Here is a 22,689-nt window from a genome sequence, read left to right as displayed (position 1 = left end):
CATGAACGCCCCCGTCAAGACGACCGAATTCGCCGACGCTCCCCTGTGGGACCTGTCCGACCTTTACGCCTCGCGCGAGGATGCGCGTATCAGCGCCGACCTCGACCGCGCCAAGGGGCTGGTGGATCAGATGAACGCCTTCCAGGGCCAACTGGTCGCCCGGCGCGGCGACGCGGCGGTCCTGGGCCAGGCGCTGGACGAAACCATCGCCCTCTATGAACAGGCGGCGGACGTTATGGGCGGGCTCGGCGCCTACGCCTTTCTTGCGGCCTCCACGGCGCGCGACGACGCGGGCGCGCAGGGCTTCGAGGCCGATATCCGCGAGAAGATGACGGTCATTGCGACTCCGACCGTCTGGCTGACGCTGGAGATCAACCAACTGGACGAGGCCGAGATCGCCGCGGCGCTTTCCGCCCATCCGGCCGCCGCGCGCTGGTCGCCGTGGCTGCGCCGGGTGCGGGCGATGAAGCCGCACGAACTGTCGACCGAGCTTGAGACCTTCATCGCCGAGCGCGGCCCCATTCAGGCCCAGTGGCCGCGCCTGTTCGACGAGACCCTGGCGGCGCTGCGGGCCGAGGCCGACGGCGAAAGCCTGACCCTGTCCGAAGCCCTGAACCGCCTCAGCGACGCCGACGGCGCCAGGCGCGCCTCAGCCGCCGAGGGCCTATCGCAAGCCTTCGCCGACAAGGCCCGGACCATGGCCATGGTCATGAACACCGTCGCCGCCGACAAGGCGCTGGAGGACAAATGGCGCGGCTTCAAACGCCCCGCCGACAGCCGCCACCTCGGCAACGAGGTCGACGGCGAAAGCGTCGACGCCATGGCCGAGGCGGTGGCGCAAGCCTATCCGCGCATCTCGCACCGTTATTATGCGCTGAAAGCCAAGGCCATGGGCAAGACGGCGCTGGATCACTGGGACCGCAACGCCCCCATCGAGGCCACGCCGCCGCGCACCTATGACTGGGCGCAGGCGCGCGAGGTGGTGCTGGCCAGCTTCGCCGACCTCGGCGGCGACTTCGCCGAGCGCGCGGCCTGGTTCTTCGACCGGCCGTGGATCGACGCGCGGGCGCGGCCGGGCAAGCAGTCCGGCGCCTACGCCCACCCGGTGACGGCGGACCGCCATCCCTATGTCTTCCTGAACTGGATGGGCGAGCGGCGCGACCTGCTGACCCTGGCCCACGAACTGGGCCACGGGGTGCACCAGACCCTTGCGGCGGCGCAAGGCTCGCTGTTGGCCGACACGCCCCTGACCCTGGCCGAGACCGCCTCCATCTTCGCTGAAGGCCTGACCTTTGACCGCCTGCTGGCCGAGGCGACGCCGCAGGATCAGCGAGCGCTTCTGGCGGGCCGCATCGAGGACGGGCTGAACACGGTGGTGCGCCAGATCGCCTTCCACCGCTTCGAGACCCGCTTCCACGACGAACGCGCGATGGGCGAGGTTTCCGTCGAGCGCCTCGGTGAAATCTGGATGGAGGAGCTGGGCGCCAGCCTCGGCCCGGCGGTGACGCTTAACGACGGCTATGAGAACTGGTGGGCCTACGTCAGCCACTTCGTACACTCGCCCTTCTATGTCTACGCCTACGCGTTTGGCGATTTGCTGGTCGCGGCCCTGATGGAGACGCGGGCCAAGGACCCGGCGGCCTTTACGCCCCTCTACCGCGAGCTGCTGTCGGGCGGTGGGGCCCGCACCTATGTCGAGGCGCTGAAGCCCTTTGGCCTCAACCCGCGCGACCCGGCCTTCTGGACCATCGGGACGAAGCGTCTGGAGCGTCTGGTCGATCAGTTCGAGGCGCTGGCCTAGCTGCGTCAGGCCTTGGTCTGACGTACGACCAGAACATCGGACGGCAGGCGCTTCAGCAGGTTGGACGCCTGGCTGCCCAGGGTCGCCTGCACCCAGCCGCTGCGGCCGTGCGAGCCGATGACGACCAGATCGGGTGCGTCTCTGGCGATGCGTTGATCCATCACCGTCTCCACGTCGCCCTTGGCGACGACCGTGTGCACGGCGCCGGAGCGCAGCGGGGCGGCGCGGGCGAGGAAGGCGGCCATTTCGGCCTCGGCCTCCGCGCGCGCCGCCTCGGCGACCTCATCGGATGGCATGCGCGACTCGAAGGGGACGCTGTAGGCGTTGACGACCTCGAAGGCGGCGTCGGGGAACAGACGCAGCGCAGTCTGGAAGGCGTGCAGCGCCCCGTCGGAATAGTCGGTCGCCAGCAGGATGGAACGATAGGGGCTGCTCGCCCGGCGTTTGACCACCAGCACGGGCTGGTCGGCGTGGCGCACCAGATGGTCCACCGCCGTGCCCAGGAAGAAGTCGCTCAGCCCGTTGTAGCGACCCGTTCCGGTGACGATGACGGCGGCCTTCTCGCTCGCCGCCAGATCGGCCAGGACACTGGGCGCGGCGCCGTGGTCGAAGACGACCGCGGCTTCGGTCAGTGCGGGCGGCAGGGAGGCGCGGACGGCGCGCAGGATCGCCTCGTCCTGTTCGCGGTCGAAGCCGGGGCCTTCGACGACGTGGGCGACGGTCACGGCGGCGCCGATCTGCTCGGCCAGCAGGGCGGCGCGATCCAGCGGACGGTCGCTGCGCGCAGTCAGATCGGTGGCGACGAGAACGGTCGGGGCGGGCATGAAGGCTCCTTGATCCGGCGGGACGTTCGCAGTCGCATCATGAAGGCTGATCGGCGTGCGTCAACGCGACAAGCTGGACGGCTTGTGATCAGCACCCTTGAGCAGCGCGCGCCGACCGCTATAAGAACCGTCGAAATCTCGACTCTTTTCCGGAAGACGCCATGGCCGACCCGCACGCAGACAACGCCGAACACGCCTATGTGCACGGCTCGATGGAAATCTCGGAACAGGTTTCGACCTGGCATCTGTTCGTCTTCCTGGCCAAGTGGGGCTCGCTGCTGACGGCCGCCATCCTGCTGCTGCTGACGGTCTGGTTCGCGGTTGGCGCGGGCTTCTTCGCGGGCTTCATCAGCGGCGCGGCCCTTTTCGTGGTCGGCTTCTTCGCCCTGCGTTCCAAGCCCGCTCACTGAGTTTCGCGTCGCGTCAGCGCCGTCGAAGGCTTGAAAGCCCGTCGAACCGCGTGTTCGACGGGCTTTTTCATGCGGCGCGAAAGTGCCTGTGGGTGGAAATTTGCGCGCATCGCGAAAAATTCCGCATGCGCTGCAACAAAATGTCAGGCGCGAGGGGTGTTTGCGCTTTGACGCGCCCTTTCGCTTCGTCCTAACGTCTCGGGGCTGAGGGATAAGGGAGGGATTCGCTTGGCTGTCGCCATCGCCGTGACCCGCGAACGCCGTGAAGGCGAGACGCGCTGCGCCGTAACGCCGGAGACGGTGAAGAAGCTGATCGCGCTCGGCGCGACTGTCTCGGTCGAGGCCGGGACGGGGATCGGCTCGTCAATTCCCGACGCCGACTACGCCGAGGCCGGGGCCACGGTGAAACCCGACACCCGTGCGGTGCTGGATGGCGCCGATGTCCTGCTGAAGGTGCGTGGTCCGACGGCGCAGGAGACCAGCGCCCTGAAGCCCGGCGCCATCGTCATCGCCATGCTCGATGCCTATCGGGAGAAGGATACGGTCGAGGCGCTCAAGGGCGCGAACGCCACCGCCTTCGCCATGGAGTTCGTGCCGCGCATCACCCGCGCCCAGGTCATGGACGTGCTGTCGTCCCAGGCCAATCTGGCCGGCTATCGCGCGGTGATCGAGGCGGCCTACGCCTTCGGCAAGGGTTTCCCGATGATGATGACGGCGGCGGGCACGGTCGCCCCGGCCAAGGTCTTCGTCATGGGCGTGGGCGTGGCGGGCCTGCAGGCCATCGCCACGGCGCGGCGCCTGGGCGCGGTGGTCACGGCCACCGACGTGCGGCCCGCGACCAAGGAACAGGTCGAGAGCCTGGGCGCCAAGTTCCTGGCCGTCGAGGACGAAGAATTCAGGAACGCCCAGACGGCGGGCGGCTACGCCAAGCCGATGTCGCCTGAGTATCAGGCCAAGCAGGCCGTCCTGACCGGCGAACACATCAGGAAGCAGGACATCGTCATCACCACCGCCCTGATCCCCGGCCGCGCGGCGCCGGTGCTGGTCAGCGCCGAACAGGTGGCCTCGATGAAGCCGGGCTCGGTCCTGATCGATCTGGCGGTCGAGGCGGGCGGCAATGTCGCGGGCGCCAAGGCGGGCGAGGTCGTGACCACGGCGAATGGCGTGTCCATCGTCGGCTACACCAACCTGCCGGGCCGCATCGCCGCGGACGCCAGCGCCCTCTATGCGCGCAACCTGGTCGCCTTCGTCGGGTTGATGGTCAAGGACGGCGCACTGACGCTGGATCTGGAAGACGAAATCCTCAAGGCCGCTGTCGTGACGCACGGCGGGGCCGTCGTGCATGAAGGAGTGAAGGGCTGATGGAACACGTCGATCCTACCGTCTTCCGGCTGGCCATCTTCGTGCTGGCGATCTTCGTCGGCTATTATGTGGTGTGGAGCGTGACGCCCGCCCTGCACACGCCGCTGATGGCCGTGACCAACGCCATTTCCAGCGTCATCATCGTCGGCGGCCTGATCGCGGCGGCGGCCATGAGCGCCCAGGCGGGCGGGCCGAACGCCTGGATCGCCAAGGGGGCGGGCGTGGCGGCGGTGACCCTGGCCAGCGTCAACATCTTCGGCGGTTTCATGGTCACGCGACGGATGCTGGCCATGTACAAGAAGAAGGAAAGGCCCAAGGCCTCGTGATTTTCTCGCCTGCCCTGTTCGCCTTCTATGTCTCCTGGGCCGTCACCGGTCTGGGCGTGGCCCTGTGGATATGGAGCTGGGTGCGGGTGAAGGACCCCATCGGCAAGCTGCGGTTTCAGGACTGCGGCGTGGTGCTGGTCTTCGCCGCCGTGCTGACCCGCATCGTCATCCAGAACCGCGAGATGACCGTCTTCGACTGGGCCATGATATTCCTGGGACCGCTGTTCATCGCCGCCGCTCTGTGGCGATTGAATCGCACCCAAGGCCTGACCAAACGCTGAGAGTAACTGTAATGAAGACCTCCCTGATTTTCGCCTCTGTTCTGACCGCCGCCGTCGCCGTATCGGGCGCCGCCTCGGCCCAGAAGACCGAAGAAGTCGGCCAGAATCCCTATAACGGCCTGCACTGGTCGGTGGCCGCGCCCCAGGGCGCCAGCTGGGCGCTGGAATGTCAGTTCGCCCCCGTCACCGTGCGCGGCATCCACTTCAACCGCATCAACCACACCGGCACGGGCCACATGGCGGGCCGTCTGCCGAGCGACAACGGCAGCTGCCGCGTGACCAAGACGGGCGGCGAGGGCGGCGTCGGCGTCGCCCTGGTCAAGAATGGCGTGGCCACCGCCGCCGGCACCAACGACCCGGCCAAGCCGGCCGTCATCAACGTTTTCTGACACGCTGAAACAACCCTGGGGGAGGGGATCCGATGAACGCATCCATAGCCGCGCTGGCCTATCTGGCCGCGGGGGTCCTGTTCATCCTCTCCCTTCGGGGCCTCTCCAGCCCGGAGACCAGCCGTCGGGGCAATACTCTGGGCATGATCGGCATGGCCCTGGCCGTCGGCGTGACCCTGCTGACGCTGGGCACGTCGGGCGCGTTGGATATGATGACCCTGGCCCTGATCGGCGGCGGGGTCGTGGTCGGCGGGGGCGCAGGCGCGCTTATCGCCCGACGTGTGCCGATGACGGCCATGCCGCAACTGGTCGCGGCCTTCCACTCCCTGGTCGGTCTGGCCGCCTGTCTGGTGGCGGTCGGCGCCGTCTATGCCCCGGACGCCTTCGGCATCATGACGGCCGAGGGCGGCATCAAGACCCTGTCGATCGTTGAGCTCAGCCTCGGCGTGGCCATCGGGGCCATCACCTTCACCGGCTCGGTCATCGCCTTCGCCAAGCTGGACGGCCGGATGAGCGGCTCGCCGATCCTGCTGCCCGCGCGGCACCTGATCAACATCGGCCTGGCCCTGGCGCTGGTCTTCCTGATCGGTGTCCTGATCGGCACCGGCGGCACGGCCATCTGGGCGTTCTGGGGCGTCTTCGCCATCGCCCTGATCCTGGGCGCGACCCTGATCATCCCCATCGGCGGGGCGGATATGCCGGTGGTGGTGTCGATGCTGAACTCCTATTCCGGCTGGGCCGCAGCGGCCCTGGGCTTCACGCTGGAGAACATCGCCCTGATCATCACCGGCGCCCTGGTCGGCTCGTCCGGCGCCATCCTCAGCTACATCATGTGCAAGGGCATGAACCGCAGCTTCGTCAGCGTCATCCTGGGCGGCTTCGGCGGCGGGGACGCGGCGGCGGCGGGCGGCGGCGTGGTCGAGACGCGCCCGGTCAAGCAGGGCTCGGCCGAGGACGCCGCCTTCATCATGAAGAACGCGTCCAAGGTCATCATCGTCCCCGGCTACGGCATGGCTGTGGCCCAGGCCCAGCACGCCCTGCGCGAAATGGCTGACAAGCTGAAGGAAGAGGGCGTCGAGGTGAAGTACGCCATCCACCCCGTCGCGGGCCGGATGCCGGGCCATATGAACGTCCTGCTGGCCGAGGCCAACGTCCCCTATGACGAGGTGTTCGAGCTGGAGGACATCAACAGTGAGTTCTCCTCCGCCGACGTGGCCTTCGTCATCGGCGCCAACGACGTCACCAACCCCGCCGCCAAGACGGACCCACAATCGCCCATCTATGGGATGCCGGTGCTGGATGTGGAGAAGGCGGGGACGGTGCTGTTCATCAAGCGCGGCATGGCGGCGGGCTATGCGGGCGTCGAGAACGAGCTCTTCTTCCGCGACAACACCATGATGCTGTTCGCCGACGCCAAGAAGATGGTCGAAGGGATCGTGAAGGCGCTCTAGACGGCGTGCGAACCGATCGCCGGCCGATGCGTTGGCTTGCGACGCTCAACCTGAGCCGTGGAGAGATCATGACCGTTGCCCGATATCTGAAAGCCGCCGCCGTTCTGGGTGTCGTGGCGGGACTGGCCGCCTGCGGGCAAGGGGAAAAGGCGCCCGCCAAAACCGACGCCGCCCCGGCCGGGACGGCGTCGGCCAGCGCGCCTGCAGCCGCGCCCGCCGCTACAGGCGAGGCTGTGTCGATCGATCAGATGTTGGGTGTTCAGGTCGCCTATCTGGAATCCAAATTGGGTCCCGCCCGCACGGTCCAGGACAAGGAACGGACCTATGAGATCGGCGACTGCACGGTCCGGGTTAGCGCCGAGGGCGGCGAGGTTGTCGGCTACGCCGTGCCGATGACGCCGGCCTGTTCGACCCAGGCCCTGGCGACGCTCAAGGACTATGATCTGCCGCAGAAGATCAACCTGACCATGGGCGAGTTCGCGGCGGCGCGCGGCAACGCCGACTTCAAGGCCGACTGCCTGACCCTGTGCGGCAATGCGGCCGACCCCTGGGTCTATCTGGAAAGCGCCGGTCCGCGCGCCTCGCCGGGCATCCGCGCCTCGGCCGTGATGGTCAGCGACGCCACGATCGACGCCTCCTTCCGCATCCGCGACGCCATCAAGGCGGCCAAGGGCGAGGACTATGTGATCGACACGACCTTCAACTGCAGCGCCGACTTCGACCAGATGGCTGTGCGCGAGCTGAAGAATGTCCGCATCGACGAGATCGAGGTCGGCTACATCCCCTACGCAGGGTGCTGAAACGCCGTGCGGCCTGGCGAGCGGGCGTCGCGCTGGTGGCGGCGGCGACCTCTATGGCCGCCTGTTCGGCCATGATTCCAGTCATTATCAGTGGTGATCCGGAGCGGCCGACTGCGAGCTTCGGCGCCGATCCGGCGCGTCCGGAAAAGGCCTGCCTTGGCGGCCTGGCCGTGCATGAGCTGTCCAACGCCATGATGCGGCCTGTCTGGTCGATCGAGGCGCGCGGCCGCGACTGCCGGGGCCTGCGCCAGATCGTCTATGGCGAGACGCCGGACGGGTTCGCAACGACGGTGTCGCCGGTCCCGCTGAAGCCCGGTGTGCGCTACGCCGTCGTCGGCTATGGCCTGACCGGCGGAGCGCTGAGTCGCATCCCCTGGCGCGGCGGCGGCGACTTCATCTTCGAGGACGGTCAGTGGCGTCCGGCCGCCGCCTTTTCGGCCGCGGCCGCGCAGGAGCCGTAGGCCTCGTTATAGGGGCGATCGAAGCAGGCGATGAAGCCGTCGAGGACCTTGAGGTTCGCGGGCCACTCCAGATCGAAACCATAGGCGGCTTTGAAACGCTGGGCCGCTTGATCAAAGTCGGCTGGCTTGGGCAGGGCGGCCAGTCGTTCTCTGGCCGCGATCAAGCCGGGGCGGTCCTGATGCAGGAAGGCGATGGTCCCAAGCGCGTAGTCGGAAAACCCGCTGCGGGACATTTCGGGGTTCACCCCGGCCATCATCAACCGCGTCGCCGCCTGCGTCTGGCCCAGTCCCGCGCGGAGTTGACCTTCATGCCAGTAGTTGGTGTGCAGTTCGCTTTGCGTCAGGTCGGCCCAACGGGCCTTGCGATAGGCGGCCAGCAGGTCGGCGGCGATAGCCGCGCACTCGGGCTTTTCGCCCAGGGGCCGCCAGCCCCCCTCCAGATCCTGGTCAAAGTCTGCGGGCGACAGGGCCAGAAGCGCCGCCCGGTCATGGGGGCAGGGCTCGTTGACGGAAACAGGTTCAACCTGCGCGATAGCCAGCGCCATGAGTGCGATAAACATCCGAAATCCCCCCGGTATTTCTGGTCATGAGAACGGCGTTTTGCGGCTGAAGTGCGGCCGGCCCCGTCGCGCCATTGGCGCCGCCCGCGAACAGCGCCATCAAGGCTCCAATGCGAAGAGGCTCAGGACAGGGAGGGGAAGTGGACTTCAGCGCCGACGAGATCATCGCCAACCTGTCGCTAAGCCCCCATCCCGAGGGCGGGCATTTCCGGCCGATGGCGCGCGATGCCGGGTTGGCGGTTTGCGGCTCGGAGGCTGCGACCGAATACCGGCTGCTGACGGCGGAGGATGCGGACGACTGGCGTCCGGTCGAGGCGACCGAGATCTGGGCCTTCTACATGGGGGCACCGCTGGAGATCGAGATCGCAACGGATCTGGGGCTGCGGCCGTTGGTTCTGGGTCCGGATCAGCGTCAGATCGCAGCGCCCGCCGGGGCGTGGCGTCGGATGCGCAGTCAGGGCGACTGGAGCCTGGCCGCCTGTTCGACGGCGCCGGGTCTGGCGATCGAAGCGGTGGAGGCGTCCCATGTCTGAGCCCAAGACCCAGCCCACGGAGGCCTCGGTCGAGGACTTTCTGGCCGCCGCCGAACCGGCGCGACGGCGCGAGGAAGGCCGTATCCTGTGCGCCCTGATGCAGGAAGTGACGGGCGAGGCGCCGGTCATGTGGGGACCGTCCATCGTCGGCTTCGGCCGCTACACCTACGTCAACACGAGCAAGAAGCCCGCTGACTGGCCGCGCATGGGCTTCTCGCCGCGCAAGGCGGCCCTGACCCTCTATCTGGCCTCGACGTCGCAGACCGAGGCGATGCTGACGCGTCTGGGGCCGCACACGACCAGCGTGGCCTGCCTCTACATCAAGCGTCTGGATCAGGTGGACATGGGCGTGCTGCGTGACCTGTGCGTCGCCAGCCGGGACGAGATGAACCGCCGCTATCCCTGATCTGCTTGCCGGGCGAGATGAGCGGCCTATAGCGGATGGTCATGCGCACCATCCTGATCGCCGCAGCCGCCCTCTTGTCCGCCTGCGCCACGGCACCCCTGACGGCCGTTGAAAGCCCGGTTGAGACCGTTGACCTGCTGCTGACCTCGGCCACGGTGGTCGATGTCGAGAAGGGGACGACGACGCCCGATCAACTGGTGGCCGTGCGCGGCGGGGACATCGTCGCTGTCCTTCCTGAAAGCCAGGCCAATCGCTATCGCGCCACGCGGACGCAGGACCTGGGCGACCGCTACGTCATGCCGGGCCTGTGGGACATGCATGTCCACTTCGGCGGGGGCGAGGCCCTGATCGAGGAGAACGCCGAGCTGATGCCGCTATACGTCGTGAACGGCGTGGTCGCGGTGCGCGACGCTGCGGGCGACCTGGCGCAGCAGGTGCTGGACTGGCGCGACAATCCGCCGATGCCCGACAGCCCGCGCATCTTCACCTCCGGTCCCAAGATCGAGGGCATCGCTCCCGTCTGGAAGGGCGTGATCGAGACCGGCGACGAGGCGGACGTGGACGCGGCCCTGGACCGGCTGCAGGCCCTGCGCGTCGACTTCGTCAAGATCACCGACAACACCCTGAAACCCGAGCTCTTCCTCTACGCCGTGCGCGAGGCGAAGAAGCGGGGCATGAAGACCTCGGCCCACATCCCGGCCAGCATCACCGTGCTGGAGGCCGCCGAGGCGGGCCTGTCGTCCATCGAGCACCTCGACTACGCCATGAAGGCGGGCTCGAAGGACGAGGCGGCCATCGCCGCGGACTATCTGGCTGGCAAGTACACCTACGCCCAGACCATGCGGCGCTATGCCGACACCTTCGATGTCGAGACGGCGCGGCGGGTCTATGCGCGGTTGAGGGAGCTGGGCACGGCGGTGTCGTCGACCCTCTATGGCTCGACCACGCTGGCGAACCTCGATCTGGACGACCACTCGCACGACGACGGCCTGGCCTATGTCGGGCCGGGCATCCGCGCCACCTATGCCTGGCGCGTCGAGCGGGCGGCCAAGGCCACGCCGCAGCAGGTAGCGGACCGCCACTTCGTCAAGGACGTCACCGCCCGCACCCTGCCCATGTTGCGCGACGCGGGTGTGGTCATCCTGACCGGGACGGACGCGGGCTTCCTCAACTCCTTCAACTATCCGGGCTTCTCTCTGCACGACGAGCTGGAGCTTTACGTCAAGCTGGGGCTGACGCCGCGCGAGGCCCTGATGGGGTCGGTCGTGGACGGGCCGCGCTTCCTGAACCAGGGCGAGCGCTACGGTGCGGTGGCGGCAGGCAAGTCGGCTGACCTGCTGGTGCTGGAAGTGAACCCTCTGGCGGACGTCAGCGCCACGCGCGACGCCGAGGCCGTGGTTCTGCGCGGCCGCCTGATCGATGCGGGCGAGCTGGAACGGATGCGCGCCGAGATCCGTGCCCGAGTCACGGCGCGCAACGCCCGTTTTACGCCTTCGCCAGCTTCCTGACCCGGAAGGCGACCCAGATCAGCAGCAGGCCGAACAGCACGGCCCAGGCCGCGATCAGCCACAGCAGACCCATAGCCCCCGCGCCCGGTGCGAAGACCAGGATCAGGCCGAAGATGACCGACAGGGCGCCGGCCAGGCCCAGGGACCATTCGTTGGGAATCTCTTTCCTCAGGCGGATGGCGCCGACGATTTCCAGAACGCCGCGCATGATCGACCAGAAGCCGATCAGATAGACCAGGACTAGGGCCGTCAGACCCGGCCAGACGAAGGCCAGTCCCCCGGCGACCAGGCTGGCGATCCCGCCCAGGGCCAGCCACCAGCGTGGGGCGACGCCGCCGCCGCGAATGGCCGCGATCAGGGCCAGAATGCCGTCCGCCACGGCGTAAATTCCGTAGACCAGGATCAGGCTGACCAGGCTGATACCCGGCCACACGAAGGTGGCGACCCCGAAAGCCACGGCGATGATCCCGCGCAACAGCAGCAGCCACCACGAGCGATGCAGAGCGGATTTGACGAGGCCTTCCAGCGAAGGCGCGGCGGTGTGGGACGATGTCATCGGTAGCTCCCCTCGAGCATGACCGGAATGGTCATGCTTCGGCGAACGTTGGATGGGGAGCCGGGTTCCCGTCTCGGTATTCTCACCAGGCCAGGCGTCAGGCCGCCATACGCCAGTCGGCATGAGCGGCTGCAGCGGGCGCGTGAAACTCGTCCCACAGGGCGTCCTCGTCCGAGTAGCGGCTGCTGGCCGAGGCCGAGATCACGTCCACGACCTGTTCTTCCTGGCGATCCCAGATGACGGCCAGGTCGCCCTCGGCCTCGCACGGCACGATCATGTAGCGGTCGGCGAAGGTCTTCTTGGCGGGCTTTTGAACCGTCGGGGTGCGGGCGAAGGCCATGTCGTGATCTCCTGAAGCGATTGCCTCTTGCTGATGTTGAGAGGATGCGACAGCATTGCGTCAGTTTCGGACGTAGTTCTGTGGAGAAGTTTCTTGCGGCATGACAAGGCGGCGATGGTCATCGATCTGGCGCGCGGCATGGCGGCCAGCGCCGAGGGCCTGACGCTGAACGAGATGGCGGGGCAGCTGCGGGTCGGGCGCCGCACCGCCGAGCGGATGCGCGACGCCGTCCTGATGCTGTTCCCGCAGGTCGAGGAGATCAGCGATCCGCCCAGCAAGCGCTGGCGCATTCGCGGCGGTCTGTCCGCCTTCGAGCAGGCGCCGACCGCGACCGAGATGCTGGAACTGACCAAGGCGGCGGCGGCGTTGCGGGCGGCGGGCGAACCGGCGCGGGCGGCGGCGCTGGAGGGGCTGGAGCGCAAGGTCAAGGCGGCCATGCGCTCGACCACCCTGAACCGCATGGCCCCCGATCTGGAAGCCCTGGTGCGGGCCGAGACCATCGCCGTCCAGGCCGGGCCGCGGCCCACCGCCGATGAGACGGTGCTGGCCGAGATCCGCGGCGCGGTTCTGGCCGAGCGGCCGCTCAGCTTTATCTACGCCCGCCCCGGCGCCGAGGCGCGCGGCCGCAGCGTGGCCCCCTGCGGCCTGATGTTCGGACGGGCCAACTATCTGGTGGCGGCGGATCGCGAGAGCGGGCGTATCCAGACCTTCCGACTGGACCGCATGAGTTCGGTCGAGGCGGGAGAGGGGACGGCGCGCCCGCCCGCCGACTTCGACTTAGCCGCCTTCGCCAGCCAGTCCTTCGGCATCTATCAGGACGAGATCGAGGAGGTGGTGCTGCGCATCGCCCCCGAGGGCGCGGCTGAGGCGCGCGGCTGGCGCTGGCACCCGACCCAGGCCATCCAGGATCAGGCGGACGGATCGGTTCTGGTGCGGTTCCGCGCCTCGGGGATGCGCGAACTGGCCTGGCACCTGTTCACCTGGGGCGAGCAGGCGACCATCGAGGCGCCGCAGCGGTTGAAGGCGGTCATGGCGGCGGAACTGGCGGCGGCGGGACGCGCCCTGTCCCGGGCGCAATCCTGAGCAATCCGTAAGCTGACGCCGCGCTGGTGGCGGCTATGTTCGAGCTGAACCGTATGGAGTCCGTCGCCTTGCGTTTGAAAGCCCTTGCCGTCTCGACTGTTCTGGCCGCCGCCTTGCTGGGCGCCTGCGCCGCCGCGCCCCTGCCGCCGGGGACCTGGGACGCCCGCGCCGCGCCGATGGTCGAGGTCACGCGCGACGGCGATCGCTGGACGGCGGACTACGTCTTCAACCGGGATGCGTTCGTCTGGGCCTTCATGGACTCGGCCCTGATGACGGACGTGCGTCAGCCCTGGCGGCCGACGCAGTGGGCGCTCGAGACGCCCGGCGTCGTCATGGAGCGGCGCGGCCATTACGACGTGATCCGCAGCCTGGACGGCGGTCCCGTGCCGCGTCACGTCCGCTTTTCGTTGAAGCCCAAGGCCGTCTATCTGGAGGCGGAGTATGGCACGCTGACGTTTTCCGATGGCGCGGTGGCCCTGCCGACGCGCCAGTTCGACGTCTTCGCCCTGCCGTCGGTCGAGGCGGCGGAAGCCATGCCGGCGGACCTGAACGGCGTTGATCTGGAAGGGGGAGCCTCCACCGTCACCTGGCGCGATACGGCCGGGCCGGTGCTGTTCAACGGCGAGCGTCGGGCTGACCTGACCACGACCGGCGAGCGCTCCTATGTCCTGCTGGGGCAGGCGCGGGTGACGCCGGGCAGGGGACTGACCACGGTCATAGACCCCAACCTGCCGCCGTGGATCGGCGAGGAGATCCGCAGCTTCGCCCCTCATGTCGGCGACTACTATCTGCGTCGTCTCGGCGCGCCGGGCGTCGGCAGCGAGACCTCGACCGTCATGGTCAGCTGGAACGGCCCGACCGAACGCCTGTCCAGCATGGGCGGCAGCGTCCTGCCCGGCCTGATCGTCATGAAGTTCGAAGGCGTGGGCGTGCTGAACCCCAGCCAGCAGGTGCTGGAACGCTCGCGCTGGTTCATCGGCCACGAGAGCGCGCACTTCTGGCTGGGGCAGGCGGTGCGCTATAAGTTCGCGCGCGACGCCTGGATCACCGAGGGCGGGGCCGACCTGATGGCCGTGCGGGCGCTGAAGGCGCTGGACCCGGCCTATGACGATCGCGCCGAACTGCAGACCGAGGTGGACGACTGCATCGATCTGGCGCGCCAGCCTGTGGCCGAGGCCGGCGACCGGGGCGAGCATCGGGCCTACTACGCCTGCGGCGCCGTCTTCGCCATGGCGGCTGAGGGGGCGCAGAAGCGGCGAGACGGCGGCGACTGGTTCGATTTTCTGCGTCCGGTGCTGGCGGCCAACCGCGACGACGGGGTCCTGAGCCGTGCTGAATGGCTGGACGCCCTGACCCGCGTTTCGGGCGATCCGTCGCTGGCGCAGACGGTCGAACGGATGCTGGATCAGGGCGCGACCGATCCGGCCGCCGAGATCGCCAGCCTGTTCCGCAGGGCCGGCGTCCCGCACCGGGTCGAGAACGGCAAGGTCGTGCTGGTCTGATCGTTGTTATTTGATCGGGATCAAGGACCGAACCTCGGCTCAGGCGTTCTATCGTTCTGGAACGAGAGGAGGTCGCCATGACCTGGTCCAGCCTGATCGTCTATGTCGATGACGAGCCCGACAACACGCAGCGGATCGAACAGGCCGCCGCTCTGGCCAAGGCGCACGGCGCTCATCTGATCGGGGTGTCGGCCTGCGCGCCCGAAACCCCGATGGCCGACGCCTATGGTGCGGGCATCCTTCTGGGCGAGGTGCTGAGCGCCCAGCACGAGCGGGCCGAGAGCGCGCTGAAGGGCGCCGAGGCGCGGTTCCGCGAGATCGCGACAAAGACTGGAGTGTCGTGCGAATGGCGCGCCGACGTGGGGGACCCGACCGGCTTGCTGGTCAAGCACGCCCGCGCCGCCGACGTGCTGATCGTCGGGCGCGACGCGGCCAACGCCAGCGGCTGGCGCGCGCCTGTTCCCTCCGACCTGACCATGCGGGCCGGGCGCTCGGTTCTGATCGTGCCGCCGAACCCGGCGCGGGCCGTCGCGGGCGCGCCGGTGCTGCTGGCCTGGACCGACAGCCGCGAGAGCCGGTTGGCCGCGGTGGCCGCCATCCCCCTGCTGCGCGAGGCCGAGAGCGTGCGCGTGCTGGAACTGTGCGATCCCGAGGACATGGACGGCGCCCGGCTGCGCACCGCCGACGTGGCCGCCTGGCTGCGGCGTCACGGCGTCAAGGCCGAGGCTGAGGCTCGCGCCCATGACGACCGCGCGGCGGGCCGTCGCCTGCTGGACTGCGCCGCCGAGATGAAGGCCGGCGCCATCGTCAGCGGAGCCTGGGGGCATGCGCGGATGCGTCAGTGGATCTTCGGCGGCGTGACCCAGACCTTGATCACCGAGAGCCCGGCGGCCCTGCTGCTGGCGCACTAAGATCATCCCTTCTCCCCTTGAGGGAGGAGGTGGCAGGCGAAGCCTGACGGATGAGGGGTGTGTGCGGCGCCTATCCGATGCTGGCCGTCACGTTGGATCGATACAAAATCTACCGGCTGCGCCGACACCCCTCATCCGGCCCTGAGGGGCCACCTTCTCCCTCAAGGGGAGAAGGGCGTCTTACGCGAACGGATACGGGCTGACCGACTTGGACCAGTCGTCGACGGTCAGGGCGCGGCCGACTGGCGGGGCGGCGCGTTCGGCGCAGGGGTGGCGTTCACACAGGCGGCAGGCGGGGCCGATGGGGGTGACCTCGGGCTCTTGCAGGTCCAGACCGCGCGCATAGATCAGCCGGTGGGCGTGCTTCAGCTCGCAGCCCAGGCCGATGGCCAGGTCCTGACCCTCGGTGAAGGCGTCCTGACCCTGGCGGTCCACGGTGCGGGCCAGGGTGAACCAGCGCGATCCATCCGGCGTCTCGATGATCTGCGTGACAACGCGGCCGGGCGTGCGGAAGGCTGAATGCAGCCGCCAGCGCGGACAGGCCCCGCCGAAGCGCGAAAATGGAAAGGCGCCGGAGGCGTACCTCTTGGAGACGTTGCCCGCCTGATCGACCCGCATCAGGAAGAAGGGCACGCCTCTGGCCGTTGGCCGGGAAAGCGTCGTCAGTCGGTGCGCCGCCTGCTCGAAGCCGACGCCGAAGCGGGCCTGCAGCCGGGCCAGGTCGTAGCCGGTCTCTTCCGCCGTGCGCTGGAAGGCGGCGTAGGGCATCAGGATGGCGGCGGCCAGGCTGTTGGTCAGCGAGGTCTTCAGCAGGTTGCGGGTCGGGGCGTCGGGCGCATTGGCCGCCTCGGTCAGGGCCTGAAGCTCGGCGCCATGCTCCATCAGGGCCAGCTGGCAGGCGACGGCGAAGGCGCGCGACGACGGGCCGAGCGTATCGGACAGCAGCAGACGGCCCCGGTGCGGATCGAAGCGGCGGGTCCATTCGACCATGACCTCGGCGGGCAGGGTGCGCACCGTCAGGCCGTGGCGGGCGAACAGGCGAGCGCGAGCCAGGGCCTCGAAGCTCTCGTCCGGCGAAGACGCCTCGGCCTTCAGGGCGTCGTGCAGGGCCTCGCCCAACGTATCCAGTTCGGGGACATGGTTGTGGCGGCTCTGAATGTATTCGCGCACCCATTCCGACGGGCTGTCGGCGGGGGAGGCGGCGCCCGCCACCTCGGCCTCGGCCCGGTCGCGCACGCGGCGGTCGGAAAAGGCGCGGTAAAGCCTCAGAATGGCGTCGGCGGCGGCGGGTTGATCCTCGGCCAGTTGCACGATCTCGTGGCGCGGCACGGCCAGGCCCTGGAACAGGGGGTCGGCGAAGGCCTCGGCCAGTTCCGCCTCGGAGGCCGGGCCGCCGGATTGGCCGAGGTTGCGCAGGTCCACGTCATAGGTCTCGGCCAGGCGCAGCAGCAACTGGGCCGAGACGGGTCGCTGATTGCGCTCGATATGGTTCAGATAGGAGGGCGAGACGCCCAGATCGCCCGCCATCGCCGTCTGCGACAGGCCGAGGTCGCGCCGCAGCCGCTTCAGGCGGCCGCCGAGGAAGAGTTTGCGATCGGCGGCGGCGTTCATGGCGCGATGATGTCACGATATGACTGATTGGCAAGTGTCATGATGTGACTGTTTGACTTGAATCGTGCGGATCGTGCTGTGTCAATCGTGACGGCGGCGTGTTCTGGTTCGGTGACGGCGGCTGCTGCCGCGCCCTTTCAAAGCCGAGACGAACATGACGACCTTCGCTGATCTGGTTCCTTCGCCCGCCGGCCGCTTCGACGGCATCGAACGCCCCTATACCCCGGAGGACGTTCTGCGCCTGCGCGGCTCGGTGCCGATCACCCACACCCTGGCCGAGCGCGGCGCCAATCGTCTGTGGCAGCTGTTGCACGACGAGCCCTTCATCAATGCCCTGGGCGCCGTCACCGGCAATCAGGCGATGCAGATGGTTCGCGCCGGTCTGAAGGCCATCTATCTGTCGGGCTGGCAGGTCGCCGCCGACGCCAACACCGCCGGGGCCATGTACCCCGACCAGTCGTTGTATCCGGCCAACGCCGCGCCGGAACTGTGCCGCCGCATCAACCGCACCCTGCAGCGGGCCGACCAGATCGAGCATGCCGAGGGCGGCGCCAAGCGCGAGTGGTTCGCCCCCATCGTCGCCGACGCCGAGGCCGGTTTCGGCGGGCCGCTGAACAGCTTCGAGATCATGAAGGCCTTCATTGAGGCCGGCGCCGCGGGGGTCCACTTCGAGGATCAACTGGCCAGCGAGAAGAAGTGCGGCCACCTGGGCGGCAAGGTTCTGATCCCGACCCAGGCGCATGAGCGCAATCTGGTCGCCGCCCGTCTGGCCGCCGACGTCATGGGCACCCCGACCATCACGGTCGCCCGCACCGACGCCGAAAGCGCCCAGCTGATCACCTCGGACATCGACGAGCGCGACCAGCCCTTCATCGACCGCGAAAACCGCACGCCCGAGGGCTTCTTCCGCCTGAAGGAAGGCACGGGTCTGGACCACTGCATCGCGCGCGGTCTGTCCTACGCCAACATCGCCGACCTGCTGTGGTGGGAGACCTCGCACCCCGATCTGGACGACGCCAAGAAGTTCGCCGAGGCGATCCAGAAGAAGCATCCGGGCAAGCTGATGGCTTACAACTGCTCGCCCTCGTTCAACTGGAAGGCCAAGCTGGACGACGCCACCATCGCCAAGTTCCAGCGCGAGCTGGGGGCCATGGGCTACAAGTTCCAGTTCGTGACCCTGGCCGGCTTCCATAGCCTGAACAACTCGATGTTCGAGCTGGCCGACGGCTACCGCGATCGCGGTATGGCGGCCTATTCCGAGTTGCAGCAGCGCGAGTTCTCGAACGAGGCCGCGGGCTATACCGCCACCCGTCACCAGCGCGAGGTCGGCACCGGCTACTTCGATCAGGTCGCCACGGTGATCTCGAACGGCCAGTCCTCGACCACGGCCCTGAAGGACTCGACCGAAACCGCCCAGTTCCACGCCGCATAGGAAAGGACAGAGACATGGAACCGATGACCCGTCCGCAAGCCATCATCGACTTCTGCCTGGCGCCCCTGGCGCTGGATGGATCGACCGAGGCCGAACGCGAGGTGCGCCGCCGCTTGGAGCATGTGCTCAAGACCTTCGAGGCCAAGGCCGCCAGGCCTCTGAGCGTGGATTTCTCGTCCATGCCCAGTCAGGTCATCAACGAAGCCGCCCACGGCTACGAGTAGGAGAAGAAGACCCTCAGGCCGCCGCGCTGGCGGCCTGAGGCGCGTCCGCCGTCAACTCGGCCACCATGGCCAGCAGGGCTTCGATGCTGAAGGGCTTGGCCAGATGGCGGTCGGCGCCGGCGTCCATCCCCGCCGCGATATGTTCGGGCAGGGCGTTGGCGGTCAGCATGACGATCGGGGTGCGGGCCATGCCCATGGCCACCTCGTGCAGGCGAATCTCGCGGGTAGCGGTCAGGCCGTCCATCACGGGCATCTGCATGTCCATCAGAACCAGATCAAAGGCGGAGGCGCGACACGCCTCGACCGCCTGGGCGCCGTCCTCGACGGCGACCAGTTCGACCGACGCCTGATCCAGGATCAGCTCGACCACACGCCGGTTGGTGGGGTGGTCGTCGGCGACCAGGATACGCAGGCGACGTCCCCCTTCGCCGCTGGAAGGGACCTCGACCGGGGGGGCGGCGGTCGGGGCGACGGGCGCCTCGGCTGGGCGCAAGGGCAGGGTCAGGATGAAGGCGGCGCCGCCGCCCGGCTCGCTCTCGCAGCCGAGGCCGCCGCCCATCATGGCCGCCAGTTCCTGGCTGATGGCCAGGCCCAGGCCCGAACCGCCGAAGCGGCGGGTGATGTCGCCGTCGGCCTGCTCGAAGCGGCTGAACAGCCGCTCGCGCGTCTCGGCGTCGAAGCCGATGCCGGTGTCCTGCACCACGAAGCGCAGGCCTTGGGGCCCGGCATCGACCGTCAGGCTGACGAAACCGGCGGCGGTGAACTTGACGGCGTTGGACACCAGGTTGGTCAGAATCTGTTTCAGGCGAACCGCGTCGCCGTGAACCCATATGCGGGCCTCGGGGGACACCTCGACGACGAATTGCAGACCCTTGTCGCGGGCGGCGGCGGCGTAGAGCTGGGCCGCCTCCTCGGTGGCGCGGGCCAGGTCGAAGGGCTCGTCGCCCAACTCCAGCCGGCCTGATCCGACACGGGCCAGATCCAGGATGTCGCTGAGCAGGGTCTGCAAGGTGCGGCTGGAGGAGTGGATCAGGTCCAGCATCTCACGCTGCTGCTCGTCCAGGTTGGTGCGGGCCAGGGCCTGAGCCACGCCGATGACGCCGTTCAGGGGCGTGCGGATTTCGTGGCTCATATTGGCCAGGAACTGGCTCTTGGCGCGGTTGGCGGCGTCGGCGGCGTCGCGCGCCTCGGCCAGGGCCTGGGCGTCGCGCTTCATGTCGGTGATGTCGGAGCAGACCGTGACCGTGCCTTTTTCAGCCGTGCGGCGGTCCTGAACCCTCAGCCAGCGATCGCCGACATTCTGCTCCATCGCGCCCTGGGGCCGACGCCGGTTGGCCATGCGTTCGGCGATCCAGGCCTGTTCCCGGCCCCTGGCGCAGGGATAGATGTCCGCTTTCAGCCCGGCTTCCAGGATTTCGCGGAAGGTCACGCCGACCTTGAGGGCGCTGGCTACCTCGGGGTTCACGTCGGCGTAGCGCTGGTTCCAGATCGCCAGCCGGTCGTCGGCGTCGTAGAAGCCGAGGCCGTCGGGCATGGCCTCGATGGCCTCGCGGAGCTGGCCCAGGGCGCTGTGGCGCGACCACCAGACCATCGCGGTCAGGAAGGCGGCGATGACGACCAGCAGGCCGACGCTGGCGCCGATCCAGACGGTCAGGGCGGTCTCGGCGAAGGCGGCGACCGGCAGCAGCACGCCGGGCGTCGGGGTGATGACCACGGCGCTCATGGCCACGAAGTGCAGCCAGCAGACGCTGAGCGCGCCCAGGGCGGTGGCGCCGATCACCCGCTTTATTCCGCCTCGCCAGGGCAGGAAGGCCATGGCGCCGACCAGGGCCAGACCGCCGACCACGGCGAGCACGACCAGAGGAGCGTTCCACGACAGCACGGCTCCCGACAGGCGCAGGGCGCCCATGCCGAGGAAGTGCATGGCGGCGACGCCCAGACCGCAAGTCAGGGCGGCGACGATTCGGCCGATGCGGCCCGCCTCGGCCAGGGCCAGATGCATGGCGATGTAGAAGGCGAAGACGACGATGAGCAGGGAACCGCCCGTTTCCCAGACCTCGTAACGGACCGGAACGCCGACGTCATAGGCCTTCATGGCGATGAAGTGGGTGCTCCACACGCCCAGCCCGGCCACCAGGGGAGCGGCGATCAGATAGACTCGCCGCGAGCGCCGCGCCACGCTGCGGGCGCGATCGAACAGGGACAGGGCGATCAGAAGACTGAAGACAGAGACAAGAAGGGCGAATGGCAGGATGCGCCAGTCGTGTTGCTGAACCAGGCAGTTCAGGATCGTATTCACGTCAGAAACCCCTCGGTCTGTCGTCGTGACTGCCGCAAATCGGTGAACAAACTAAGCTAAGCGAAAGAATCCCGACGCCCGGTCGATGACCCCGTATTTCTGACAGGTTAGGGGCTGTCGCTGAACAATGAGATAACGTCGATCCCTATGCCGTACGAGCATTCGCCTTCCCCTGTTGCGCCCACCGCCTCGTCCCGGCTCTGGACCGCCGGCGCCAGCGGCGGGGTGGCCATCCTGGTCATGGCGGTGCTGGCGGTGATGAAGCCGGAGCTGGCGGGCTGGCTGGCGGCGGGGGCGGCGGCTGTGGCGACGGCGACCTGGCTGGTCAATCGCCGTCCGCCGGCCCCCGTCAGCATCAGCGACCTGGACGGCAGCGTGACGGCCGATCTGGCGCCCGACGGCGCCCTGCTGGGCGATGTCTTCGAGGCCCTGGGCGATCCCGTTCTGATCGTCAGCGGTGGAGAGGCCGATGACATCGCCGGACGGCGAATCGCCCTGGCCAACGCCGCCGCGCGCGAGCTGTTCCGTCTGGACGGCGCAGGCGGCGGGCTTCTGGTCTCGGTGATCCGCGATCCCAAGGTGCTGGAGGCCGTGGACGAGGCCCTGTTCGGCGCCGTCAGCAATACGGTCGACTATGTGGGGGGCGGCGCCCAGGAAAGACACTGGCGCGCCTTCATACGGCCCCTGCCGGAGCGGGACGCCCATCTGTGGGGCGTCGGGGCCCTGGCCCTGCTGGCCCTGCGCGACGAAACCGACGCCCGTCGCATGGAGATGATGCGCGTCGACTTCCTGGCCAACGCCAGCCACGAGCTGCGCACGCCCCTGGCCTCCCTGTCCGGCTTCATCGAGACGCTGAAGGGCCACGCCAAGGACGACCCCAAGGCGCGCGACAGGTTCCTGGATATCATGGCCATCCAGGCTGATCGCATGGGCCGTCTGGTCGCGGACCTGCTGTCGCTGAGCCGCATCGAGCTGAACGAACACATCGCGCCCCTGGGACGTGTCGATCTGGCGCGTGCAGCCTCGGACGTGGTTGACGCCGTCAGCGTCATCTCGCGCGAGCGCGGCGTCACCATCAGGGCGAATCTCGGCCAGGGCGGCGCGACCGTGACCGGCGACCGCGACGAGATCGTTCAGGTGATTCAGAACCTAGTGGACAACGCTCTGAAATACTCCAGCAGCGGCGGGGTCGTCGAACTGTCCATCGATCGCGGCCGCACCCTGGATGAAGCCATGGCGGCGCGCATGCCCGAGGGGACGCGTCTGTCGCTGGAAACGCCGGACCGGGAGGCGGGGCTGAAATACGCCGTCGTCACCGTGCGCGACCACGGTCCCGGCATGGCGCGCGAGCACCTGCCGCGACTGACCGAGCGATTCTATCGCGTCGAGGGCCAGAAGAGCGGCGAGCGTCAGGGCACCGGCCTGGGTCTGGCCATCGTGCGCCACATCATCATCCGTCACCGGGGCGGTCTGAGCGTGGACAGCGCCCTGGGGCAGGGCGCGATCTTCGCCGCCTGCTTCCCCCTGGCGCCTGCGCGCGAGCTCGACCCGTCGGGCGGCGCAGGGTCCTGAGCCGGGGTGCGACATAGGCTGCGACACGGAGGACGGGCGTCGTAACA

Annotated in this window: 24 protein-coding genes; 18 read left to right on the top strand and 6 right to left on the bottom strand. The window is 68.4% G+C overall.

Annotated features, from left to right (window positions below):
* Position 1 precedes the first annotated feature (1 nt).
* Positions 2 to 1,801, top strand: coding sequence for a M3 family oligoendopeptidase (locus IFE19_RS12490; protein ID WP_207822781.1), 1,800 nt, complete (start codon positions 2 to 4; stop codon positions 1,799 to 1,801).
* A 5-nt stretch (positions 1,802 to 1,806) separates the two neighbouring features.
* Here IFE19_RS12490 and IFE19_RS12485 read toward each other — a convergent pair whose 3' ends face one another.
* Complete coding sequence (locus IFE19_RS12485; protein WP_207822779.1) at positions 1,807 to 2,625, bottom strand: universal stress protein; 819 nt, start codon at positions 2,623 to 2,625, stop codon at positions 1,807 to 1,809.
* Positions 2,626 to 2,786: 161 nt separating this feature from the next.
* On the opposite strand from IFE19_RS12485, the gene IFE19_RS12480 reads away from it, so the two are divergent.
* The 8 genes from IFE19_RS12480 to IFE19_RS12445 all read left to right on the top strand — a co-directional run bounded on the left by IFE19_RS12480 (position 2,787) and on the right by IFE19_RS12445 (position 8,105).
* Positions 2,787 to 3,035, top strand: a complete 249-nt coding sequence (locus IFE19_RS12480) for an aa3-type cytochrome c oxidase subunit IV (RefSeq protein WP_225910268.1) — start codon at positions 2,787 to 2,789, stop codon at positions 3,033 to 3,035.
* Between the two features lie 228 nt (positions 3,036 to 3,263).
* Positions 3,264 to 4,397 carry a Re/Si-specific NAD(P)(+) transhydrogenase subunit alpha gene (locus tag IFE19_RS12475; RefSeq protein WP_207822777.1) on the top strand — a complete coding sequence of 378 codons (1,134 nt, stop codon included), beginning with the start codon at positions 3,264 to 3,266 and terminating at the stop codon, positions 4,395 to 4,397.
* Positions 4,397 to 4,723 carry an NAD(P) transhydrogenase subunit alpha gene (locus tag IFE19_RS12470; RefSeq protein ID WP_207822775.1) on the top strand — a complete coding sequence of 109 codons (327 nt, stop codon included), beginning with the start codon at positions 4,397 to 4,399 and terminating at the stop codon, positions 4,721 to 4,723. Before IFE19_RS12475 ends, IFE19_RS12470 begins: the two co-directional genes overlap by 1 nt.
* The gene (locus IFE19_RS12465) at positions 4,720 to 5,004 is read left to right on the top strand and encodes a hypothetical protein (protein WP_207822773.1); all 285 of its coding nucleotides are present in this window, start codon (positions 4,720 to 4,722) and stop codon (positions 5,002 to 5,004) included. The genes IFE19_RS12470 and IFE19_RS12465 overlap by 4 nt, the downstream gene beginning before the upstream one ends.
* Before the next feature lie 11 nt (positions 5,005 to 5,015).
* Complete coding sequence (locus IFE19_RS12460) at positions 5,016 to 5,393, top strand: hypothetical protein (RefSeq protein WP_207822772.1); 378 nt, start codon at positions 5,016 to 5,018, stop codon at positions 5,391 to 5,393.
* A 32-nt stretch (positions 5,394 to 5,425) separates the two neighbouring features.
* A complete protein-coding gene (locus IFE19_RS12455; RefSeq protein WP_207822770.1) occupies positions 5,426 to 6,844 on the top strand; it encodes an NAD(P)(+) transhydrogenase (Re/Si-specific) subunit beta in 1,419 nt (472 codons plus the stop codon).
* Positions 6,845 to 6,912: 68 nt separating this feature from the next.
* Positions 6,913 to 7,644 carry a hypothetical protein gene (locus IFE19_RS12450; RefSeq protein WP_225910267.1) on the top strand — a complete coding sequence of 244 codons (732 nt, stop codon included), beginning with the start codon at positions 6,913 to 6,915 and terminating at the stop codon, positions 7,642 to 7,644.
* Positions 7,638 to 8,105 carry a hypothetical protein gene (locus tag IFE19_RS12445; protein ID WP_207822766.1) on the top strand — a complete coding sequence of 156 codons (468 nt, stop codon included), beginning with the start codon at positions 7,638 to 7,640 and terminating at the stop codon, positions 8,103 to 8,105. Before IFE19_RS12450 ends, IFE19_RS12445 begins: the two co-directional genes overlap by 7 nt.
* Here the strand turns inward: IFE19_RS12445 and IFE19_RS12440 are convergent.
* Entirely contained in the window at positions 8,054 to 8,665 is a 612-nt protein-coding gene (locus tag IFE19_RS12440; RefSeq protein WP_207822764.1) for a hypothetical protein, read from the bottom strand. The two genes, IFE19_RS12445 and IFE19_RS12440, sit on opposite strands and share 52 nt — an antisense overlap.
* Positions 8,666 to 8,805: 140 nt before the next feature.
* Between IFE19_RS12440 and IFE19_RS12435 the strand changes: the two genes are divergently transcribed.
* From IFE19_RS12435 to IFE19_RS12425, 3 genes are read left to right on the top strand one after another with little or no spacing between them, the layout of a single operon-like run.
* Positions 8,806 to 9,198, top strand: coding sequence for a cupin domain-containing protein (locus tag IFE19_RS12435; RefSeq protein ID WP_207822762.1), 393 nt, complete (start codon positions 8,806 to 8,808; stop codon positions 9,196 to 9,198).
* Entirely contained in the window at positions 9,191 to 9,604 is a 414-nt protein-coding gene (locus tag IFE19_RS12430) for a DUF1801 domain-containing protein (RefSeq protein WP_207822761.1), read from the top strand. The genes IFE19_RS12435 and IFE19_RS12430 overlap by 8 nt, the downstream gene beginning before the upstream one ends.
* Before the next feature lie 41 nt (positions 9,605 to 9,645).
* A complete protein-coding gene (locus tag IFE19_RS12425; RefSeq protein ID WP_207822758.1) occupies positions 9,646 to 11,112 on the top strand; it encodes an amidohydrolase family protein in 1,467 nt (488 codons plus the stop codon).
* Here IFE19_RS12425 and IFE19_RS12420 read toward each other — a convergent pair.
* Together IFE19_RS12420 and IFE19_RS12415 are read right to left on the bottom strand one after the other, a co-directional pair.
* A complete protein-coding gene (locus IFE19_RS12420) occupies positions 11,090 to 11,668 on the bottom strand; it encodes an HdeD family acid-resistance protein (RefSeq protein WP_207822756.1) in 579 nt (192 codons plus the stop codon). The genes IFE19_RS12425 and IFE19_RS12420 overlap by 23 nt on opposite strands.
* A 97-nt stretch (positions 11,669 to 11,765) precedes the next feature.
* Entirely contained in the window at positions 11,766 to 12,008 is a 243-nt protein-coding gene (locus tag IFE19_RS12415) for a hypothetical protein (protein WP_207822754.1), read from the bottom strand.
* A 93-nt stretch (positions 12,009 to 12,101) separates the two neighbouring features.
* Between IFE19_RS12415 and IFE19_RS12410 the strand changes: the two genes are divergently transcribed.
* The 3 genes from IFE19_RS12410 to IFE19_RS12400 all read left to right on the top strand — a co-directional run bounded on the left by IFE19_RS12410 (position 12,102) and on the right by IFE19_RS12400 (position 15,504).
* A complete protein-coding gene (locus tag IFE19_RS12410) occupies positions 12,102 to 13,091 on the top strand; it encodes a WYL domain-containing protein (RefSeq protein ID WP_225910266.1) in 990 nt (329 codons plus the stop codon).
* 68 nt (positions 13,092 to 13,159) lie between these two features.
* Positions 13,160 to 14,593 carry a hypothetical protein gene (locus IFE19_RS12405; protein WP_207822752.1) on the top strand — a complete coding sequence of 478 codons (1,434 nt, stop codon included), beginning with the start codon at positions 13,160 to 13,162 and terminating at the stop codon, positions 14,591 to 14,593.
* Positions 14,594 to 14,670: 77 nt separating this feature from the next.
* On the top strand, positions 14,671 to 15,504 hold the full coding sequence (locus IFE19_RS12400) for a universal stress protein (protein ID WP_207822750.1): 834 nt from the start codon (positions 14,671 to 14,673) through the stop codon (positions 15,502 to 15,504).
* A 180-nt stretch (positions 15,505 to 15,684) separates the two neighbouring features.
* Here IFE19_RS12400 and IFE19_RS12395 read toward each other — a convergent pair whose 3' ends face one another.
* A complete protein-coding gene (locus tag IFE19_RS12395) occupies positions 15,685 to 17,115 on the bottom strand; it encodes a helix-turn-helix domain-containing protein (RefSeq protein WP_207822748.1) in 1,431 nt (476 codons plus the stop codon).
* Positions 17,116 to 17,269: 154 nt separating this feature from the next.
* On the opposite strand from IFE19_RS12395, the gene aceA reads away from it, so the two are divergent.
* On the top strand, positions 17,270 to 18,547 hold the full coding sequence (aceA, locus tag IFE19_RS12390; RefSeq protein ID WP_207822746.1) for an isocitrate lyase: 1,278 nt from the start codon (positions 17,270 to 17,272) through the stop codon (positions 18,545 to 18,547).
* Between the two features lie 14 nt (positions 18,548 to 18,561).
* On the top strand, positions 18,562 to 18,771 hold the full coding sequence (locus tag IFE19_RS12385) for a hypothetical protein (protein WP_105562892.1): 210 nt from the start codon (positions 18,562 to 18,564) through the stop codon (positions 18,769 to 18,771).
* Positions 18,772 to 18,784: 13 nt separating this feature from the next.
* On the opposite strand, the gene IFE19_RS12380 is transcribed toward IFE19_RS12385, so the two are convergent.
* Entirely contained in the window at positions 18,785 to 21,070 is a 2,286-nt protein-coding gene (locus IFE19_RS12380; protein WP_207822744.1) for an ATP-binding protein, read from the bottom strand.
* A gap of 147 nt (positions 21,071 to 21,217) precedes the next feature.
* Between IFE19_RS12380 and IFE19_RS12375 the strand changes: the two genes are divergently transcribed.
* Complete coding sequence (locus tag IFE19_RS12375) at positions 21,218 to 22,642, top strand: sensor histidine kinase (protein ID WP_207822742.1); 1,425 nt, start codon at positions 21,218 to 21,220, stop codon at positions 22,640 to 22,642.
* Positions 22,643 to 22,689 lie beyond the last annotated feature (47 nt).

It is taken from the genome of Brevundimonas pondensis (genome assembly GCF_017487345.1).
Classification (GTDB): domain Bacteria; phylum Pseudomonadota; class Alphaproteobacteria; order Caulobacterales; family Caulobacteraceae; genus Brevundimonas; species Brevundimonas pondensis.
This window is presented reverse-complemented; position numbering and strand designations above follow the sequence as displayed.

What these genes read in the sequence shown, in the direction of transcription:
- IFE19_RS12490 (WP_207822781.1), top strand. Translation starts at nt 2, where the DNA reads ATGAACGCCCCCGTCAAGACGACCGAATTCGCCGACGCTCCCCTGTGG.
- IFE19_RS12485 (WP_207822779.1), bottom strand. Translation starts at nt 2,625, where the DNA reads ATGCCCGCCCCGACCGTTCTCGTCGCCACCGATCTGACTGCGCGCAGC.
- IFE19_RS12480 (WP_225910268.1), top strand. Translation starts at nt 2,787, where the DNA reads ATGGCCGACCCGCACGCAGACAACGCCGAACACGCCTATGTGCACGGC.
- IFE19_RS12470 (WP_207822775.1), top strand. Translation starts at nt 4,397, where the DNA reads ATGGAACACGTCGATCCTACCGTCTTCCGGCTGGCCATCTTCGTGCTG.
- IFE19_RS12460 (WP_207822772.1), top strand. Translation starts at nt 5,016, where the DNA reads ATGAAGACCTCCCTGATTTTCGCCTCTGTTCTGACCGCCGCCGTCGCC.
- IFE19_RS12455 (WP_207822770.1), top strand. Translation starts at nt 5,426, where the DNA reads ATGAACGCATCCATAGCCGCGCTGGCCTATCTGGCCGCGGGGGTCCTG.
- IFE19_RS12450 (WP_225910267.1), top strand. Translation starts at nt 6,913, where the DNA reads ATGACCGTTGCCCGATATCTGAAAGCCGCCGCCGTTCTGGGTGTCGTG.
- IFE19_RS12440 (WP_207822764.1), bottom strand. Translation starts at nt 8,665, where the DNA reads ATGTTTATCGCACTCATGGCGCTGGCTATCGCGCAGGTTGAACCTGTT.
- IFE19_RS12430 (WP_207822761.1), top strand. Translation starts at nt 9,191, where the DNA reads ATGTCTGAGCCCAAGACCCAGCCCACGGAGGCCTCGGTCGAGGACTTT.
- IFE19_RS12425 (WP_207822758.1), top strand. Translation starts at nt 9,646, where the DNA reads ATGCGCACCATCCTGATCGCCGCAGCCGCCCTCTTGTCCGCCTGCGCC.
- IFE19_RS12420 (WP_207822756.1), bottom strand. Translation starts at nt 11,668, where the DNA reads ATGACATCGTCCCACACCGCCGCGCCTTCGCTGGAAGGCCTCGTCAAA.
- IFE19_RS12415 (WP_207822754.1), bottom strand. Translation starts at nt 12,008, where the DNA reads ATGGCCTTCGCCCGCACCCCGACGGTTCAAAAGCCCGCCAAGAAGACC.
- IFE19_RS12400 (WP_207822750.1), top strand. Translation starts at nt 14,671, where the DNA reads ATGACCTGGTCCAGCCTGATCGTCTATGTCGATGACGAGCCCGACAAC.
- IFE19_RS12395 (WP_207822748.1), bottom strand. Translation starts at nt 17,115, where the DNA reads ATGAACGCCGCCGCCGATCGCAAACTCTTCCTCGGCGGCCGCCTGAAG.
- aceA (WP_207822746.1), top strand. Translation starts at nt 17,270, where the DNA reads ATGACGACCTTCGCTGATCTGGTTCCTTCGCCCGCCGGCCGCTTCGAC.
- IFE19_RS12385 (WP_105562892.1), top strand. Translation starts at nt 18,562, where the DNA reads ATGGAACCGATGACCCGTCCGCAAGCCATCATCGACTTCTGCCTGGCG.
- IFE19_RS12375 (WP_207822742.1), top strand. Translation starts at nt 21,218, where the DNA reads ATGCCGTACGAGCATTCGCCTTCCCCTGTTGCGCCCACCGCCTCGTCC.